The sequence below is a fragment of the Streptomyces sp. HSG2 genome, assembly GCF_016598575.1.
Lineage (GTDB): Bacteria > Actinomycetota > Actinomycetes > Streptomycetales > Streptomycetaceae > Streptomyces.
The window spans coordinates 780294-797736 of sequence record NZ_CP066801.1 but is presented as its reverse complement, the minus strand read 5'-3'; the positions used below and the strand labels follow the sequence as shown (position 1 = coordinate 797736).

Below are 17443 nucleotides of genomic sequence, written 5' to 3'. Positions count from 1 at the left end.
CCGGACGTCCCGGGGCCCGGCGGGCGCCGGCGTCGCCGGGGGTGGGGCCCTCTGAGTCGCGGGACCGCGCTCAGGGGCCGTCGGCGGGCCGGCACCCGTCTCTCCGTCCGTCAGCGGGCGTGCCAGCGAGCGGTGGGGTCGCCGTCGCGCAACGACGCCACTCGGTGTTCGAACTCCGCCCGTGCGCCGGCGTCGGTGGTGGCGTGTCGGGCGCTCCAGGCGCAGGCGGCGATCTCGCGGGCGCTCCGCATCACCTCGTACCCCTCCCACTCCGTCACGTCCCAGCCGTAGCCGCGGGCGAAGCCGGCGTACTCACGGTCCGGCAGTCCGTAGCGATCCCGGGCGAGCGCCATCACCACCAGATCGTGTTCCCTCAGATCGGTGGAGAAGGTCTCCAGGTCCACCAGGACGGGACCGTCCGGCCCGACGTGCACGTTGCGGGGAAGCGCGTCGCCGTGGATCGGTCCCCGGGGCAGGTGTGGCGTCAGCGCGTCGACGGCGTCGCGCAGTCGGTCCCTTCGCCGAAGCAGCCAGGCGGCGTCCTCGGGGTCGATCGCGTCGCCCGCCGCACGCAGCCGGCGGTCCACTCCGCCGAGAAGGTCGCGGGGCGGCAACGGGAAGGGCGGTGGCGGAAGGGCGTGGACCCGCCGGAGGAGTGCGGCGAGGTCGTCCGGGCCGGCGGGCCTGACGGCATCGGGGAGTCGGTGCCACAGGGTGACCGGGCGCCCGTGGACGAGCCGCGGTTCCGATCGTGCCGCGCGCACCGCCGGGAACCCGGCCTCGGCCAGCCACTCGGCCACGGCCAGTTCCCGCCGCGCCCGACCGCGCGGTTCCGCGTGGCGGGCGACCTTGGCCACCAGGCCGCCCGAGGCGAAGACGGCGTTCTCGCCGAGGGCGAGGAGCCTGGGTGGCTCGGCCGTTCGGTCGAACACCCCGGCCGCCTCCAGCGTGGCCCGCGCGTCCCTCTCGTCCATCGGCCCCTCCCGGGTCTCGTGCCGTCGCCGCATCGTCCCACCCGGGCCGGTGGACGGCTCCGCCGGGCGGGTGCGGGAGCGCGTCACACGACCTCGGGACTGGTAAGCCCGCATGTTGAGGTGTCGCGTAGTCAGCGGATGGGGCCGGTTTCCGATTACTGAATGTCGCTGGTCACGGTGGTCCAGCGCGGATCGATGCGGCCCAGCCATGCATCTTGTTGGTCGGCCAGTGGTTGCTCTAGGGGAAGGGGGAGGAATCGGCAGGTGAAGGTGAGGCCAGCGTCGTCTCCGTCGCCGTTGACGTGGTGGTCCCACGCATCGGGGGTTTCTGCTGATGCCTGGAGGAAGAAGAAGCTGGTTCGTCGTGGCTGACCGGTGTCGGGATGGGGCTTGTTCTCTGTGGCGATCTGTCGGACGACCGTAGCTGTCAGTAGACCGGTCTCCTCGGCGACCTCTCGAAGGACCGCTTCTTCCAGTCGTTCGCCTGGTTTAGCTCCTCCCGCGGGGACTTGGGTGCCGGCCTCAGGCATCCCGATGTGGTCGAACACCAGAACTTCGGGGACGGTGCGGTTCCGGACTACGTATGCGGCGACACGGATTCTGGGTCGGGTCATCCCGGCATCGTCAGTCACCTGCGCCTTTCATGGTCGCCAGGGGCGTATCGGCTCCAGGTTCCACCTGCTTCGGTGACCAGCCGTGTGGCTGTCTTGTCGTGCTAACCGAGCGCCTTCGCGATGACGGGGGCCGGGGCTTGGAGGACAAGTTGGCGGATCGCGGAGGTAGCTGGTCAACGCCGATCTCAAACACGGCCTGCCCCGGCGGCACCGAGCCCGGAACCAGGACGAACTAGCTGCCGAAACCCGTCGCTTCTTCGGCCGTCGGCAACGTCGGCCACACATCGTCCGCGGCTACTTCGGTGGCCCGCACGTCCGCTACGTCCTCAACGAGAACCCCATGAGCGGTCGACGCGCGGCAGGTCGCCGCTGTCCGTCAGCAGGTCACGCAGATGACCAGCCCCGGCTGTGACGGGCAAGGGTCAGGCCAGCATGTTCTCGATGAGGTCGACGGCGTGCGGGGTACCGCCCTCGGCCCGCGCCCCGGCGCGCAAGAGTGCCGAGCGGCGGGCGACCTCCACGTCGGTGACCAGGTCGTTCAGCGCCGACCGCAGGGTCTCGGCGGTGGCTTCCGCGGTGTCGATGCGACGGGCCACGCCCAGTTCCACGAGTCGGTCGGCGTTCATGAACTGTTCGGCGGCCTGCGGCACGGCGATCATCGGGACCCCGGCCAGCAGTCCTTCTCCGCAGCTGCCCATACCGGCGTGGGTGACGAAGGCATCCGCCTGCTCCAGGATCGCCCGCTGCGGGACCCAGGAGTGCACCTCGACGTTGGGCGGGACGGCGCCGAGCTCTCGCGAGTCGGTGTACTGGCCGATCTGGACGACGACGTGCCAGCCGGGCAGATCGCCGTAGGCCGCCAGGCACTGGCGGTAGAACTCCGGTTGACGGGTGTACGCCGAGCCCAGGGAGATCAGCAACACGTTCTCCGCATCCGCCGGACGGGTCCAACCGTCAGCGCCCGCCGTCGCGTCGAAGCAAGGCCCGACGAAGGTGACCGTGTCGGTGTCGACCCGGTCGGCCCGCGGCTGCATCGCCCGGGTGATCAGGGCGAGGGCCCGCGATGGTCGGCCGGAGAAGGCGTCCACGTCGGTGGTGGACGCCCCGCAGTCGGCGAGCCACCGTGCGAACTTCGCTCGGTAGGAGTCGGCACCCGGCAGTTGCCACAGGTGGGCCGCGACGTCCCGGTCATAGCCGTCCCAGGCCACGAAAGTCGGGGACAGCTGCATGAGGGGCCGGTCCTGCGTCTCGGCGAGGGTGCGCGCGGCGTACGCGCCGATGTCGTACAGGTACAGGTCCGCCGGGTCGCGGTGGTAGGCGGCGCGCAACTGGGGCAGTGCCTGGACGGCGTTGTCGAGGAAGAGGCCCATCGCGGCGATGGGGTCGTCGGGCCAGTTGTTGTCGGCGACCGGTAGTACGGAGGTGCAGGTGACCAGCTCGGCGCCGGTGGCCGTGATCAGGTCGGCAACCGCCGGGTCGTTGGCGTAGGTCACGTGGTGGCCGCGGGCCACCAGCTCGCGGATGATCTCAAGGCTGGGCAGGACGTGGCTGACGGCGGGGATGCCGACCATCGCGATGTGGGCACGGCGACGGGACACGGAAGACATGGATGATCACTCACTTCAGATCTACGGCGAAAGGGACACGGCAAGCCCGTGCGCCGGTCTACTCCGAGAGACCTCGGAGTAGGAACGCATAGGGGATGCGGAGGGAGACGGGGCGCTGCCCGCCCGTGTCAGCCGTAGATCTGAAGGAGGAAGAACATGCCCGCGACCCTAACCCCTCCCTTGGGTTCAGGGCACCTCAATTGCCGTCGACCGCCGTCTGGAAGCTCCCGGCGGGTGTCGATGAGCCAGCGGGGAGCCCCCGCAGAAGCGTCACGTATCCGGGGTGTCCGGGGCGGCGGCCTCCAGATCGGCGATGCTGCCCGACATGATCGTCCGCACGTGGTCGGTGAGGTGCTCCGCGGGCCAGTCCCACCAGGCCACGGCAAGCAGCCGAGCGACGTCCTCTTCGCTGTACCGGGTACGGATGAGCCGTGCCGGGTTACCGCCGACGATCCCGTAGTCGGGTACATCCGTGGTGACCACGGCGCCGGTGCCGATAATCGCGCCGTGTCCGATCCGCACACCGGGCATCACCATCGTGCCGTGGCCGAACCAGACGTCGTTGCCGACGACGGTGTCCCCTCGGCCGGGCAGGCCGGTGAGCAGATCGAAGTGTTCCGACCACGAGCCGCCCATGGTGGGGAAGGGGAAGGTCGAGGGGCCGTCCATACGGTGATTGGCACCGTTCATGATGAACCGCGTCCCCGTACCCAGCGCGCAGAACTTACCGATGATCAGTTTCTCCGGTCCGTAGTGGTACAGCACGTTGCGTGTCTCGAACGCGGTCGGGTCGTCCGGGTCGTCGTAATAGGAGTACTCCCCGACCTCGATCAGCGGGGACTTCAGCAGCGGTCTGAGTAGCACGACCCTCGGCTGCTCGGGCATCGGATGGAGGATTGTCGGGTCGGCGGGCACAGGCATGGGGGGCGGTTCCTCCTCGGTTGCGGTCCGTGTCCGGTCCATGATCGTTGCACCGCGCCGACCCAGGACACCCATTTACCACCCGCACCAACGCGCACCTACGACCCGTCGGCAGTGAACTCTTCTCGGTAACGCCTCGTGATGGTTTGTGATCGTCGTTCAGGCTGTGCGGCCGCGCTCGACCTGGAGCCGGACGAGGGCGGCTCGGGCGATCCGGGTGATGGCCGCGGGGTCGAGGCTGACCCTGCGCAGGGCTGTGAAAGTGACCTTGAGCAGGGCGTTGGCGCGTTCGGCGACGGCGTGGACGTCCCGGATCACGGAGTTGAACGCCTGCTCGGGCTCGCGGAGTTCACGGCCCTTGGGCTTCTTGACCGGGTGACGGAAGCCGGGCCCGGCGTTCTCGTAGCCAAGGTCGGTCAGGGTGGGGATGCCCAGGGTGGCGGCGAGCCGGTTCAGGGCATCGACCAGGCCGTGGGCCCGTGCGCGGGTGATGTCGTGCTCGCGGCCCGGGCGGACCGGGGAAACCCACAGGGGCCGGCCGTCCGGGGCGGCGATGACCTGTACGTTTCCACCGTGGTGCTTGTGATTGCCGAACCACCACAGGTCCGCGCCGTTGGGGCCGGCGGCGGCCACGCGGTCGGTGCGGATGACCGTGCCGTCCGGGTTGAGGTGGGTGTACCAGGCCGCCGCCACAGCGCGGTGGACGGATCGGGCGCGTGGTCGGCGAGCACCGTCGGTCCTTCGTGCGGGTAGAGATAGGCGGTCGGTACCGAGATGCCGTTGTCCCGGGCGAGCCGGACCAGCCGGGTACCGTCGACGAACCAGCGCAGCACGAGCACTGCCTGCCGGAAGACGCCCAGCGCGCGGGTGCCCTTGCGGGTCCCGAGGTGCTCGCGGTGTCCACGCAGCAGCTTGGCGAGGTGCTCGACGGTCGTGATCGGCAGGACGAACCCCCAGAGGAACCGGCGACAGTCGAATAAGCGAGCTCACCAGTGCCGAGGCTGTGACAGGTCCCGGACGTCGGCAGCCGGTCTCCACGGCGTCACCGCCTTCGCGCCGGCACATCTCGCGGGCGGGCTCATGCCCCCAGCGCCGCGCTCACCGGTCGTCGGGCCGTCTCGTAGCGTTCCGACAGGAGTCGGGCCACCTCGGGGGCGGGGCCCAGCACGTCCGCCAGGACGTCGGCCTCGGCCGAGCCCCGGGCGATGCGGTCCGGCAGGAAGCCGGGGGCCAGGACGTACCGGGCGACGGCCACCCGCCGGCAGCCCAGTTCCCGCAGTTCTCGTACCGCGTCTTCCGTGCGAGGTGTGCGGGCGGAGGCGAACGCGGGTCGCACGGCGCACCAACCGGTGTGCCGCCACTCCCGCGCGATGTCTGCGATCACCGCGATCGCCTCCGGGTCGGTGGAGCCCGCCGAGGCCAGGACGACCCCGGTCGTGGGCTTGTCGGCGGGGGTGAGACCCGCCTCGTACAGGCGTCGTCGCAGCGCCGCGGACAGCAGCGGGGAGGGGCCCAGCACGTCGGCCTGGCGGACGCGGAGTCGGGAGGGCGCCCGGGACAGGACCGCGGGGATGTCCGCCTTGGCGTGGAAGGCCCGTGACAGCAGCAGCGGCTGGGCCACGACGTCGCGCACTCCATCGGCGGCCAGGGACTCCAACACCGCCGGCACGGAGGGCAGGTTGAAGTCGAGGAAGCCGGTCGCCACCCGGAGGTCCGGACGTCGCCGCCGTACCTCCCGCACGAGGGCGTGCACGGTGGCGGCGTGCCGGGGGTCGCGGCTTCCGTGGGCTATGACGAGCAGTGTGGGGTTCGGCATGGTCTCAGTTCCCGGTGTGAAGGCCGCGGGTGCGGAGGACGTGGCGTTCCAGGGGGCCGAAGACGAGCAGGTCGATGGTGATGCCCACGGCCAGGATGAGGAGGATGGCCTCGAAGACCATGGCCATGTCGCCCGCGGTGCGGCCGTTCTCCAGGAGCTGGCCGAGACCGGTGCCCAGGTCCGGGAAGGACGCGATGATCTCGGCGGCCATGAGGGAACGCCAGGAGAAGGCCCATCCCTGCTTGAGTCCGGCGATGTAGCCGGGGAGGGCGGCGGGGAGGGTGACGTGTCGGATGGTCTGGAGGCGTCCGGCGCCCAGGGTGCGTCCGGCGCGGTGCAGTTGGGGCGGGACGTGGTCGATGCCGGAGACGAGCCCGTTGGCGATGGAGGGGACGGCGCCGAGGAGGATGACGGCGAACATCATCCGGTCGTTCAGGCCGAGCCAGATGACGGCGGGTGGCACCCAGGCGACGGAGGGCAGGGACTGGAGCCCGGTGAGCAGGGGCTGGAGGGCGGAGCGGAGCAGGGGGACGTGGGCGAGGAGGAGGCCGAGGGGGGTGGCGATCAGGAGGGCGAGGGCGAAACCGAGGAGGCCGCGGGACAGGCTGGTCCAGATGTAGTCGAGGAGGCGTCCTTCGAGCCAGGACCGGGTCAGCGCGTCGGCGACGGCGGAGGGGGCGGGCAGTCGGCTCGGGTCGTCGACGACGCGCAGGGAGACCAGGGCCTGCCAGGCCGTGAGCAGGAGGACGAGGGCGACCAGGGGCGGGAGGACCTTGCGCGTGAGGGTGGTGCGCAGGGGGGTGCGGTGGGTGGGCGTGGTGTCGAGGGCGTCGAGTCCGGCGTGGAGGTCGTGAGCGTGGCCGGTGCGGTCGGCGGTGGTGTCAGGACCGGCCATGGCGTCGGATTTCCTTGCGTAGTTCTTCGGTGATGTGGAGGGAGAGCTCCGCGACGGCCGGGTCCTCGATGCGCCGAGGGTGCGGGATGTCGATGTGCCATTCCCGGATCACGCGTCCCGGGCGGGAGGACAGCAGGACGACGCGGTGGGACAGGCGGACGGCCTCGCGTACGTTGTGGGTGACGAAGAGTGTGGTGAGTCCGGTCTTCTGGTGGATGCGGGTCAGTTCGTCGTGGAGGATGTCGCGGGTGATGGCGTCGAGCGCGGCGAAGGGCTCGTCCATCAGGAGCAGCTCGCTGCGCTGTGCCAGCGCGCGGGCCATGGCGACGCGTTGGCGCATGCCGCCGCTGAGTTGGTGGAGGCGCTTGCGGTGGGCGCCTTCGAGGCGCACCAGTCGGAGGAGGTCGTCGGCCTGGTGGCGTCGTTCGGCGCGGGGGACTCCTCGGAGGCGCAGCGCGAGTTCGATGTTCTTTCCGGCGGTGAGCCAGGGGAAGAGGGCGTGTTCCTGGAACATGAGCGCGGGGCGCCGGGGGGTGTGGACGGTGCCGGTGGTGGGCTGGTCGAGTCCGGCGACGAGGTTGAGGAGGGTGGACTTGCCGCAGCCGGAGGCTCCGAGGATCGTGACGAACTCGCCGCGTTCGATGGTCAGGTCGATGTCGTCGAGCACGGCTTGGGGTCCCGTGGGGCCGGCGAAGGTCTTGGAGACGCGGGCGATCCGGGCCGCCGGTGGTGTCGTGGAGGCCCCCGGGGCGTCGGTGGTGGGTTCGGCGAGGGTCGTGGCCATGGTCAACTCCTGGGGCCGGCGTGGCGGGGTCACGAGACACCGAGTCCGGCGTCGTCGAAGGTCGGCTTGCCCTGGTCGGCGCGGATCCGGTTGAGCAGGGTGAGGTCGTAGACGCCCCGGAGGTCCGCGCGGGGGAGCAGCCCCGTGGCGGCGGCGTGTTCGGCCTGGGTGGCCAGGGTGGTCGCCAGGGGGTCGTCGGTGACGCGGACGGACTCCCAGGCGGGGTCGAGGATGTGGGTGGGGAGGGGGCGCCCCGTGTCGTGGGCGATCTGTCGGTCGGCGGCGGCCTTGGCCTCGTCCGGGTGGGCGTCGATCCACGCGTTGGTGGTGACCGAGGCGCGGAGCACTGCCTCCACGGCGGCGGGGTGGTCGCGGAGGAAGTCCTGGCGGACGATCACGTTGGTGGTGACGAAGCCGCCGTCGGGCCAGAGCGAGGTCTCGTCGAGGAGCGTCCGACCTCCCTCGGCCACCAGGCGTGAGGCGGTGGGCTCGGGGACCCAGGCACCGTCGAGGGACCCGTTGGCGAACGCGTCGGGGATGACCTTGTTGTCGCTGCGGACCACCGTGACGTCGCCTTCGCCGGTGAGGGGGTCGACGGTCCACCCCTGTTCCGAGGCCCAGGTGAGAAAGGCGACGTCCTGGGTGTTGCCGAGTTGAGGGGTGGCGACGCGCTTGCCCGCCACGTCGGCGGCGGTGGTGATCGCGTCGGGACGGACGACGAACCGGACCCCGCCCGAGGCGGAGCCGCTCACGATCCGAAGGGCGTGCCCCTCGGAGCGGAGGTAGCCGTTGACAGCGGGCGAGGGTCCGATCCAGGCGATGTCCAGGGAACCGGAATTGAGCGCCTCGATGACGGAAGGGCCGGCGTTGAGGACGGCGTAGACGGCACGGGTGCCGCCCAGCTCCTTCTGGAAGAGGCCCTGTTCGTGGCCGACCAGGGCGGTGGCGTGGGTGATGTTGGGAAGGTAGCCGATGCGGACCGAGTCGAGGCCGTCGGTCTTGGGCGTGCCCGGTGGCACGCTGGGGCCGGTGTCGTCCGGGGCGAGAGAGCCGTATCCGCAACCGGCCAGGGCCATCAGCAGGACGGTGAGCAGGGCGGTGGCCCGGCGGAGTGCGGTGGTGGTGGCAGGCACGGGAGGAGTTCCTCTCGTTGGCCCGGCGGTGGAGGCTCGGTCGGGGGTGAGCGCGGGGGTGGTGTTCGGCCGGGGGCGCGGAGCGGGCGAGGAGGGCGGGGGTGGGTCGGGGCGGCGTGGGGGGCGTGGGTCAGAAGTCCCAGGAACCGTCGTCCGCGGTGTCGGTGGCGCTCCCGCCCCGGGCGAAGGGCGGACCGGCCATGCAGGCGGTGAGCGTGGTGCCGTCGTGTGGGTCGATGAGGATGAAGGATCCGGTGTGTCGGGAGTGGCTGTAGGGGTCGAGGGGAAGGGGCTCCGCGGCGCGCAGGGTGATGTCGCCGATGTCGTTGGTGGTGAGCTGTCCGGGTCGGGGGTGGAGGGAGAGGTCGTGGAGGGTGAGACGGGAGGAGATGTCCTTGACGATCGCCTTCACGGTGCGGGTGCCGTGCTTGAGGAGCACGCGGTGGCCGGCCGTCAGGGGACGGTCGGTCAGGTGGCAGGCGGTGGCCTCGATGTCCTGGGTGGGGGTGGGGGCGCTACCCCGAGGGGCGATCAGGTCGCCTCGGGAGACGTCGAGGTCGTCTTCGAGGAGGACGGTGACGGACTGCGGGGCCCGGGCGGCGGGGACGGACCGCCCCAGGAGGTCGATGGCGCCGATGGTGCTGGTCCGACCCGAGGGCAGGATGGTGACGGCCTCGCCGACACGGAGCGTTCCCGAGGTGATCCGGCCCGCGTATCCGCGGTAGTCGGGGTGTTCCGCGGTCTGCGGGCGGATGACGTACTGGACGGGGAGCCGCGCGTGGTGCAGGGCGGCGTCGTGGGCGGAGGGGACGGTCTCCAGGTGGTGCAGGACGGTGGGCCCGGTGTACCAGGGCGTGTGAGAGGAGGGGGCGACGACGTTGTCGCCGTGCAGGGCCGAGATGGGAACCGCGGTGACCTCGGGGACGCCGAGGTCGCGCGCGTAGGTGGTGAACTCCCGGGAGACGCGGGTGAAGGTGTCCTCGTCGAAGCCGACGAGATCCATCTTGTTGACGGCCAGGGTGACGTGGGGGACACGGAGGAGCGCGGCGATGGCGGCGTGGCGCCGGGTCTGCTCGACGACGCCGTGGCGGGCGTCGACCAGGATCACCGCGAGCTCGGCGGTGGAGGCGCCGGTGACCATGTTGCGGGTGTACTGCACGTGGCCGGGGGTGTCGGCGAGGATGAACCGGCGCCGGGGGGTGGCGAAGTAGCGGTAGGCGACGTCGATGGTGATCCCCTGCTCCCGCTCGGCGCGCAGGCCGTCGGTGAGCAGGGCGAGGTCGGGCGCGCTGCGACCGCGCGCGCTGGAGGCGCGTTCGACGGCCTGGAGTTGGTCGGTCAGGACCGAGCGCGAGTCGTGGAGGAGCCGTCCGACCAAGGTCGACTTGCCGTCGTCCACCGACCCGGCGGTGGCGAGCCGCAGCAGTGAGGGCCCGGCCGTGACCTCCGGCTCCGGCGGGTCGCCTGGCCTCGGCGACGCTCCCGGGACGGGGGAGGTCCGGGGGGTGGGCACGGGGCCGGTCGCGCCGGACGAGAGGCCGGGCGTTCGAGCGGACCGGGGCGTGGACGGAGTGGTGTGGTTCATGTCAGAAGTACCCCTCGCGCTTGCGGTCTTCCATCGAGGCCTCGGAGAGACGGTCGTCGGCCCGGGTCGCGCCGCGCTCCGTCAGGGAGGAGGCGGCGATCTCGTCGATGACCTTGTCGATGGTGTCGGCGTCCGAGTCCACGGCGCCGGTGCAGGACATGTCGCCGACGGTGCGGTAGCGCACGCGCCGTTTCACGACGGGCTCGTCTTCGGCGGGGCCGCCCCAGTCACCGGCGGTGAGCCACATCCCGTCCCGGACGAAGACCTCCCGCTCGTGCGCGTAGTAGAGAGAGGGCAGTTCGATCGTCTCGCGGGCGATGTACTGCCAGACGTCCAACTCGGTCCAGTTGGACAGGGGGAAGACGCGGACGTGTTCACCGGGGCGGTGCCGGCCGTTGTAGAGGTTCCACAGTTCCGGGCGTTGGCGGCGCGGATCCCACTGGGAGAACTCGTCGCGGAGCGAGAACACACGTTCCTTGGCACGGGCCTTCTCCTCGTCGCGCCGGCCGCCGCCGAAGACCGCGTCGAAGCGCCCCTCGCGGATCGCGTCGGTCAGTGGGAGGGTCTGGAGCGGGTTGCGGGTGCCGTCGGGCCGTTCGTGGAGGAGTCCTCGGTCGAGGTAGTCCTGGACGGAGGCCACGTGCAGGCGCAGGTCGTGTCGGGCGACGGTCCGGTCGCGGTGGGCCAGGACCTCCGGGAAGTTGTGTCCGGTGTCCACGTGCAACAGGGCGAAGGGGACGGGCGCCGGGGCGAAGGCCTTGAGGGCGAGGTGCAGCATGACGATGGAGTCCTTGCCGCCGGAGAAGAGGATCACCGGGCGCTCGAACTCCCCGGCCACCTCGCGCAGGACGTGCACCGCCTCCGACTCCAGGGCGTCCAGGTGCGAGAGCGGGGGCGGGGTGTGCGGTGGCCCGTCGGTGCCGAGGGTCGTCGTCACGCCAGGCTCCTCTCGCTCAGCAGCGCGTGCACCACCGCGGCCGACTCCTCGACGGTCTGGTCCTGCGACGCGATGCGCGCGTCGGGTCGCTCCGGCACCTCGTACGGGTCGTCGACACCGGTCAGACCGCTCATCTCGCCGGCCGCCTGCCTGGCGTACAGGCCCTTGACATCGCGGTCCGAGCACACTTCCAACGGCGTCGCGACGTGCACCTCCAGGTAGGGGGTGCCGTTCGCCCGGTGCCTCTCGCGCACCGCCTCCCGGCTGTCCGCGTACGGCGCGATCACCGGGACGAGCGCGAGGACGCCGTTGCGGGCGAGCAACTCCGCCACGAACCCCACGCGCTCCACATGCGTCCTGCGGTCCTCGCGCGTGAACCCGAGGCCGGCGGAGAGGAACGCGCGGACCTCGTCGCCGTCGAGGACCTCCACACGTCGTCCCTCCGCACCCAGTCGCTCGGCCAACGCCCCGGCGATCGTGGTCTTCCCCGCGCTCGGCAGCCCGGTCAGCCACACGGTGGCTCCGCTCGTCACGTGGTTCTCCTGTGTCCGGTTCCGGTTGGTCGTCGTCATCCGTGCAGTCCGCATTCGGTCTTGGCCAGGCCCGACCAGCGGCCCGCACGGGCGTCCTCGCCCTCGGCCACTCGTCGGGTGCACGGAGCGCAGCCGACCGAGGCGTAGCCGTCCGCCAGCAACGGATTGGTGAGGACGCCGTGTTCGGCGACGTACACTGCCACGTCTTCCTCTGTCCATCGGGCGATCGGGGATATCTTCACTTTCTGTCGCTTGTCGTCCCATCCGACGACCGGCGTACCGGCCCGGGTCGGGGACTCGTCGCGGCGCAGCCCGGTCGCCCAGGCGACGTAGTGCCGCAGCCCCTCGTCGAGGGGTCGTACCTTGCGCAACGCGCAGCACAGGTCCGGGTCACGGTCGTGGAGCCGGGGGCCGTACGCGGCGTCCTGCTCGGCGACCGTCCGGGCAGGGGTGAGGGTGTGGACGTCGACGTCCATGACGGCGGCGACCGCGTCACGGGTTCCCAGGGTCTCGGGGAAGTGGTAGCCGGTGTCGAGGAAGAGCACGGCGACGCCGGGTCGTGCCTTCGAGGCGAGGTGGGCGACGACCGCGTCCTCCATCGAGGAGGTCACACAGAGGCCGGGGCCGAAGGCGTCGGCGGCCCAGCGGAGGATCTCGTCCGCGGTGGCCTCCTCCAACTCCCGTCCTGCGCGTTTCGCGAGCGCCCGGAGTTCCTCCGGCGTGCGCTCCCGGGGGACCGCGGTCATCGGTCGTCCCCTCCCGTCGGGGCGATCCTCGTTCCCCGGGCGAGGAGTCCGAGGAACGCCAGTCGGAAGCCCCGGTTGCACGCCGCGCACTCCCAGGCGCCGTGGCCCTGTTCCCCGGGGCGCAGGTCCTCGTCGCCGCAATAGGGGCAGTAGAAGGGGGCCGCGCGCTCGCTCACGACAGCGACTCCTCGCCGGCACGCGCGGCCCAGGTCGCGAACCGCTCGTCGGGCAGGCGTTCCTCCCGGAAGCGGCGCAGCAGCCGTTCGACGTAGTCGGGCAGCTCCTCGGAGGTCACCTTGAGCCCCCGCACCTTGCGGCCGAACCCCGGCTGGAGCCCCAGCGCGCCGCCGAGGTGCACCTGGTAGCCCTCGACCTGCTCGCCGCGGTCGTTCATGACGAGCTGTCCCTTCAGGCCGATGTCCGCGACCTGGATCCGCGCACAGGCGTTCGGGCAGCCGTTGAGGTTGATGGTGATCGGTTCCTCGAAGTCCGGCAGGCGGCGCTCCAGTTCGTCGATCAGCGAGGCGCCCCGCGCCTTGGTCTCGACGATGGCCAGCTTGCAGTACTCGATGCCGGTGCACGCCATGGTCCCTCGCCGGAAGGGAGAGGGCGACGCGGTGAGGTCGAGCGCCTGGAGGGACTCGACCAAGGAGTCGACCCGGTCTCGGGGGACGTCCAGGATGATCATCTTCTGTTCGGCGGTGGTCCGCACCCGGCCCGACCCGTGGGCCTCCGCCAGATCGGCGATCTTCGTCAGGGTGGCACCGTCCACCCGGCCGACGCGCGGGGCGAACCCCACGTAGTGGAGGCCGTCCCGCTGCCGGTGGACGCCCACGTGGTCGCGCCATCGCGCGGAGGGCTCGGCCGGCGCCGGACCGTCCCGCAGCGCCCGCCCCAGGTAGTCCTCCTCCAGCACGCGACGGAACTTCTCCGCGCCCCAGTCGGCGACCAGGAACTTCAGTCGGGCCCTGGTGCGAAGGCGCCGGTAGCCGTGGTCCCGGAAGACCGAGACGACGGCCTCGTGGACGTCCGCCACCTCCTCCAGGGGGACCCAGGCGCCGAGGCGGACGCCGATCTTCGGGTTGGTCGAGAGGCCTCCGCCCACCCACAGATCGAAGCCCGGTCCGTGCTCCGGGTGCTCGACGCCGACGAAGGCGATGTCGTTGATCTCGTGCGCCACGTCGAGCGAGGGCGATCCGGAGATCGCCGACTTGAACTTGCGCGGGAGGTTGGAGAACGCCGGGTTCCCGACCACGCGGCGCTGGATCTCCTCGATGGCGGGGGTGCCGTCGATGATCTCGTCGGCGGCGATGCCGGCGACGGGCGAGCCGAGGATCACCCGAGGGGTGTCACCGCACGCCTCCGTCGTGGAGAGGCCGACGGCCTCCAGACGGTTCCAGATCTCGGGCACGTCCTCGATGCGGATCCAGTGGTACTGCACGTTCTGTCGGTCGGTGAGATCGGCCGTGCCCCGCGCGAACTCCTGGGAGATCTCGCCGACGACCCGCAGTTGACGGGTGGTCAGCCGCCCGCCGTCGACACGGACGCGGAGCATGAAATAACGGTCCTCCAGCTCCTCCGGTTCCAGAACCGCCGTCCTGCCGCCGTCGATCCCGGCCTTGCGCTGGGTGTAGAGGCCCCACCACCGCATCCGGCCGCGCAGGTCCTGCGGGTCGATCGAGTCGAAACCGCGCTTGGCGTAGATCGTCTCAATACGTGTCCGCACATTGAGACCGTCGTCGTCCCGCTTGAACTGCTCGTTGCCGTTGAGCGGAGTGAAGTGCCCCGCCGCCCACTGGCCCTCGCCGCGGTGGCGACCGGCCTTGCGGGGGGTTGTCGCGGCGTCGTTCGGGGTGGCGGCCATGCGTGACACGTCCTTCGGGGCAGCGGGGTACGGGAGTCGGCGCGGGGCGCCGTCGGGAGGCATCGCCGCGTGGCACGTCCTGACCTGCGCGCCGAGGAGCGCGCGGTGACGTGAGGCGACGAAGGGGGCGGGGCTTCCGGGGAAGGTCAGCGCACCGGACACATGGCGCTGGACATGCGGCCGAGGTCGACGTGGCGTCGACTCACCAAGGCGGTTCCCGTTCCAGGCATGGCGGAAGCGTGGCACGGCGCTCCGGAGACCGTCCAGCATCGTCCGTTATATGGACGATATTGTCTCGCTTGGTGAGATGGAAGGGGTGTCGTCTCGGCCGGGGGCCGCCCGCGCACGGGCCGACGGTCCCTCCCGGCGTCGCCCCGCCGACACGCCCGACCAGTCGTCCCCCAAGCGGTCCGCTCCTGGCCTCAGCCGGCGGGAAGGGCGCCGGGCCACGGCCCCGGCATCGGAGCCGGCGGCACCCGCTCGACCCGGGTGTCGAACAGTCGGAAGCCGCGGCGCCGGTAGTTCTCCATCGCGTACGGGCCGTCCTCGCTGCAGGTGTGCAGCCACACTCGCCGAGTCGCCGGCAAGCCGGGCCGCCGGTCGGCGAGATCCCAGGCACGCGCCGCCCCGACGGAGAGCAGGTGCCCCCCGATCCCCCTGCCGCGGAAGGACGGAATCAAGCCGAAATAGACGATCTCCACGTCCGCGTCCCTGTCCGGGGACAACTCCAGGTAGCCGGCCGGCGTTCCCCGCTCCCAGGCCACCCAGGTCTCCACCCCGGGACGCCGGAGGTACTCCCGCCACCGGGCGTACGTCCAGCCGAGCCGGTCCGTCCAGCGGACGTCCCCGCCCACCGAGCAGTAGAGGAACCGGCTGAACTCGGGGGAGGGGACCTCGGCCCGCAGCACCCGTACGTCCTCCTTTGGGTGGGCCGCCGGTCGAAGATCGGTCGGCGCGGTCTGCTCCAGGGACCAGGTGGTCACGGCGATGGTGTTCATCGGGGCTCTCCTTCGTGGATTCCCCCGGCTTCGGCCGGGGGAGGAAACGAAGCTCCCGCGGAACGGGGCGGGGAAAGCCGGTTCGCCGCCGGGGCGAACCGGCGTCCGCCCCCGACCGCCCACACTCCGTCACAAGCTGATGGGATGGTATGTGAACCGTGAAGACCACCCACGTGAAGCGGGCTTTCAACCTCGCCACACAAGAATCATCCCCGCCCCGCTGTCGACCGGCGCCGTCGCCGGGCGGTGCGCGACGACGGCCCAACGGCACCCGACCGACCGGGAGGACGCGGCGGACACCACGGACGCGCCCGGTCCCCGGGGTGCGCGGTGCCCACGACGCGACCCTCGAAACGGGCCTCAATCGAGGACGTCGTCGATCGCGGCCAGCGGAACCGCGAAGAGCACGCGACCGGAGCGCGACCAGACCTCGTCCGTCCCCGCGCGGTAGGACAGGGCGCCCGCGTCGAGACTCCAGCAGCGCTGTGAACGGTCGGCTCCGCACACCACCGCCCGGGTTCCCTCGGAATCCTGGCGTACCAACGACGCCCGCCCGGTGTCCCCGTCACCGGCGACACGACCCAGGTACCATCCGGCCCGCTCCCGGCCCGCCGGCCGGTGGGTCAACACCCCCGCCACGCCGTTCGCCCCCGTCCGGTACGCCTCCCGTGCCTCCACCCGGCCGGCCGAGTCCGCGGCGGGCAGTCCCGCCCGCCCCGGTTCCGAGCTGAAGGCGTAGCGCCACAGCCGTGTCGGGCCGTCGGTGTCCGGGTCCACCCACTCGCCGGCGACCAGTCCGGGCGGGCTGGTGCCACGATCCAGGGAGAGAACGGAGGGCCGAGGCACCCCCGGCCCACCGGGCATCCGGTAAGCGGCGACGGCCGGCAGGACGTGGCGGTGGCCGAGCGCCGCCCAGCCACCGGGAACCCGGCCGACGGCGGCGGACTCCACGTTCGCCCGGTGGAACCGGTCGAGATCGAACACGTACAACGCGTTACGGTCGCCGGGACCGGCGGTCACCAGCAGCTTGTCCCGGTGCCGCACGATCCCCTCCACCGGCGAGGCCAGCCCCCGGTAGTCGTCGCCTCCCTCCACCGGCACGACCAGCAGGGCGGAGGCCCGACGCGGCCCCTCCCGGTCCGACGTCCCTCCGCCCCGGACCGTGTCGTCCGCTGCGACGAGGTCGACGCGGGCGAGCCCACCCCCCGCGGAAGCGCCCGTGTCACGGGACCACCCGGCCACCACGACCCCGTCCGGCCCGGACGGGCCGTCGGTGTCCCCCGAGGCGGCCACCCCGCCGGGGAGCCAGCCGCGCGTCTCCCGCTCGTCCCAACAGAACGACCGTGCGGCCCTCGGTGCGATCGGAAGGTCCGGGCGGACGGTGGAGGCGCAGTCGTCGCCCGTGGCCAGCGTCCCGTCGGCGGAACCGAGGACCGCGGCCACGTCCTCGGGCGCGCCCAACGTCGCGGCGAGGCGGTCCAGCCGGTGCTCCGGCACCCGGTCCTCGACCAGACGCAACGACGCCCGCTCGGCCCGGCCCAGGGACTCCAGTCGCCCGGGGTCGTCCGTGACCGTGGCCTGCGAGGCGCTGATCAGCGTGGCGGCGGCGGTCAGGGCGAGTCCGGTGCCGGCCAGGCCCGCCCGGAGCGCTCTGCCTCGCCTGCGCCGGCGGTGTCTGCCGCGATGTCCCATCCCACCTCCACGGGGACCTGAGCCGACCGCGTCGGTCCGCGTGTCGACCGAGGGCGGGGTGTCCCGGGGTGTGATGGTACGACAGGTGAACGGCCGCCGGGGTGTGGACGGGAGAGCGCGCCGAGGCGATACGGCCGCGCGGTCGTCTCTCTCCCCGGCCCGGGGGACCCGTCGCCCCGGCACCCCGGCGCGGCGTCGGATCGTGCGCACGCACGCGCGGGCATCGCCGTCGCCGAGGCTCGCGGCGCGGCCCGTGGGGGCTCGCCGACACCGCCGTTGCCTGCGGCGATGTCGACCCACCAGGGGTGCGCGGGGGTGGGGGGCCCGGTCCGTCGCGGATATAC

16 protein-coding genes and 1 pseudogene are annotated in these 17443 nt (G+C 71.8%); all 17 read right to left on the bottom strand.

Going from position 1 to position 17443, the window contains the following annotated elements:
• Positions 1-110 precede the first annotated feature (110 nt).
• The 17 genes and pseudogenes from JEK78_RS03025 to JEK78_RS02945 all read right to left on the bottom strand — a co-directional run bounded on the left by JEK78_RS03025 (position 111) and on the right by JEK78_RS02945 (position 17099).
• On the bottom strand, positions 111-974 hold the full coding sequence (locus JEK78_RS03025; protein ID WP_200262549.1) for an aminoglycoside phosphotransferase family protein: 864 nt from the start codon (positions 972-974) through the stop codon (positions 111-113).
• A 155-nt stretch (positions 975-1129) separates the two neighbouring features.
• Positions 1130-1588: an NUDIX domain-containing protein gene (locus JEK78_RS03020; RefSeq protein WP_200263964.1), complete on the bottom strand. Its 459-nt coding sequence runs from the start codon at positions 1586-1588 to the stop codon at positions 1130-1132.
• 422 nt (positions 1589-2010) lie between these two features.
• Positions 2011-3195: a macrolide family glycosyltransferase gene (locus tag JEK78_RS03015; RefSeq protein ID WP_200262548.1), complete on the bottom strand. Its 1185-nt coding sequence runs from the start codon at positions 3193-3195 to the stop codon at positions 2011-2013.
• 270 nt (positions 3196-3465) lie between these two features.
• Positions 3466-4116, bottom strand: coding sequence for a CatB-related O-acetyltransferase (locus JEK78_RS03010; protein WP_200262547.1), 651 nt, complete (start codon positions 4114-4116; stop codon positions 3466-3468).
• Between the two features lie 159 nt (positions 4117-4275).
• A pseudogene (locus JEK78_RS03005) lies at positions 4276-5060 on the bottom strand (transposase family protein).
• A gap of 134 nt (positions 5061-5194) precedes the next feature.
• Complete coding sequence (locus JEK78_RS03000; RefSeq protein WP_200262546.1) at positions 5195-5932, bottom strand: sirohydrochlorin chelatase; 738 nt, start codon at positions 5930-5932, stop codon at positions 5195-5197.
• Positions 5933-5936: 4 nt separating this feature from the next.
• The gene (locus tag JEK78_RS02995) at positions 5937-6827 is read right to left on the bottom strand and encodes an ABC transporter permease (RefSeq protein WP_200262545.1); all 891 of its coding nucleotides are present in this window, start codon (positions 6825-6827) and stop codon (positions 5937-5939) included.
• Positions 6814-7611 carry an ABC transporter ATP-binding protein gene (locus tag JEK78_RS02990; protein WP_200262544.1) on the bottom strand — a complete coding sequence of 266 codons (798 nt, stop codon included), beginning with the start codon at positions 7609-7611 and terminating at the stop codon, positions 6814-6816. The genes JEK78_RS02995 and JEK78_RS02990 overlap by 14 nt, the downstream gene beginning before the upstream one ends.
• 29 nt (positions 7612-7640) lie before the next feature.
• Complete coding sequence (locus JEK78_RS02985; RefSeq protein WP_200262543.1) at positions 7641-8744, bottom strand: ABC transporter substrate-binding protein; 1104 nt, start codon at positions 8742-8744, stop codon at positions 7641-7643.
• 130 nt (positions 8745-8874) lie between these two features.
• Entirely contained in the window at positions 8875-10329 is a 1455-nt protein-coding gene (locus tag JEK78_RS02980; protein WP_200262542.1) for a GTP-binding protein, read from the bottom strand.
• Between the two features lies 1 nt (position 10330).
• The gene (cysD, locus tag JEK78_RS02975; RefSeq protein WP_200262541.1) at positions 10331-11266 is read right to left on the bottom strand and encodes a sulfate adenylyltransferase subunit CysD; all 936 of its coding nucleotides are present in this window, start codon (positions 11264-11266) and stop codon (positions 10331-10333) included.
• A complete protein-coding gene (gene cysC / locus JEK78_RS02970) occupies positions 11263-11838 on the bottom strand; it encodes an adenylyl-sulfate kinase (protein ID WP_200262540.1) in 576 nt (191 codons plus the stop codon). Before cysC ends, cysD begins: the two co-directional genes overlap by 4 nt.
• Positions 11835-12545: a phosphoadenylyl-sulfate reductase gene (locus JEK78_RS02965; RefSeq protein WP_200262539.1), complete on the bottom strand. Its 711-nt coding sequence runs from the start codon at positions 12543-12545 to the stop codon at positions 11835-11837. Before JEK78_RS02965 ends, cysC begins: the two co-directional genes overlap by 4 nt.
• Positions 12542-12721, bottom strand: a complete 180-nt coding sequence (locus JEK78_RS02960; RefSeq protein ID WP_200262538.1) for a hypothetical protein — start codon at positions 12719-12721, stop codon at positions 12542-12544. The genes JEK78_RS02965 and JEK78_RS02960 overlap by 4 nt, the downstream gene beginning before the upstream one ends.
• Positions 12718-14409, bottom strand: a complete 1692-nt coding sequence (locus JEK78_RS02955; protein ID WP_200262537.1) for a nitrite/sulfite reductase — start codon at positions 14407-14409, stop codon at positions 12718-12720. The genes JEK78_RS02960 and JEK78_RS02955 overlap by 4 nt, the downstream gene beginning before the upstream one ends.
• 422 nt (positions 14410-14831) lie before the next feature.
• Positions 14832-15407 carry a GNAT family N-acetyltransferase gene (locus JEK78_RS02950; RefSeq protein ID WP_200262536.1) on the bottom strand — a complete coding sequence of 192 codons (576 nt, stop codon included), beginning with the start codon at positions 15405-15407 and terminating at the stop codon, positions 14832-14834.
• A gap of 360 nt (positions 15408-15767) precedes the next feature.
• Positions 15768-17099: a hypothetical protein gene (locus tag JEK78_RS02945; protein ID WP_200262535.1), complete on the bottom strand. Its 1332-nt coding sequence runs from the start codon at positions 17097-17099 to the stop codon at positions 15768-15770.
• Between the last annotated feature and the right edge of the window lie 344 nt (positions 17100-17443).

Bases quoted from the DNA above. Each gene is read 5' to 3' on its own strand.
- JEK78_RS03025 (WP_200262549.1), bottom strand. From the start codon at position 974: ATGGACGAGAGGGACGCGCGGGCCACGCTGGAGGCGGCCGGGGTGTTC.
- JEK78_RS03020 (WP_200263964.1), bottom strand. From the start codon at position 1,588: ATGACCCGACCCAGAATCCGTGTCGCCGCATACGTAGTCCGGAACCGC.
- JEK78_RS03015 (WP_200262548.1), bottom strand. From the start codon at position 3,195: ATGTCTTCCGTGTCCCGTCGCCGTGCCCACATCGCGATGGTCGGCATC.
- JEK78_RS03010 (WP_200262547.1), bottom strand. From the start codon at position 4,116: ATGCCTGTGCCCGCCGACCCGACAATCCTCCATCCGATGCCCGAGCAG.
- JEK78_RS03000 (WP_200262546.1), bottom strand. From the start codon at position 5,932: ATGCCGAACCCCACACTGCTCGTCATAGCCCACGGAAGCCGCGACCCC.
- JEK78_RS02995 (WP_200262545.1), bottom strand. From the start codon at position 6,827: ATGGCCGGTCCTGACACCACCGCCGACCGCACCGGCCACGCTCACGAC.
- JEK78_RS02990 (WP_200262544.1), bottom strand. From the start codon at position 7,611: ATGGCCACGACCCTCGCCGAACCCACCACCGACGCCCCGGGGGCCTCC.
- JEK78_RS02980 (WP_200262542.1), bottom strand. From the start codon at position 10,329: ATGAACCACACCACTCCGTCCACGCCCCGGTCCGCTCGAACGCCCGGC.
- cysC (WP_200262540.1), bottom strand. From the start codon at position 11,838: ATGACGACGACCAACCGGAACCGGACACAGGAGAACCACGTGACGAGC.
- JEK78_RS02965 (WP_200262539.1), bottom strand. From the start codon at position 12,545: ATGACCGCGGTCCCCCGGGAGCGCACGCCGGAGGAACTCCGGGCGCTC.
- JEK78_RS02955 (WP_200262537.1), bottom strand. From the start codon at position 14,409: ATGGCCGCCACCCCGAACGACGCCGCGACAACCCCCCGCAAGGCCGGT.
- JEK78_RS02950 (WP_200262536.1), bottom strand. From the start codon at position 15,407: ATGAACACCATCGCCGTGACCACCTGGTCCCTGGAGCAGACCGCGCCG.
- JEK78_RS02945 (WP_200262535.1), bottom strand. From the start codon at position 17,099: ATGGGACATCGCGGCAGACACCGCCGGCGCAGGCGAGGCAGAGCGCTC.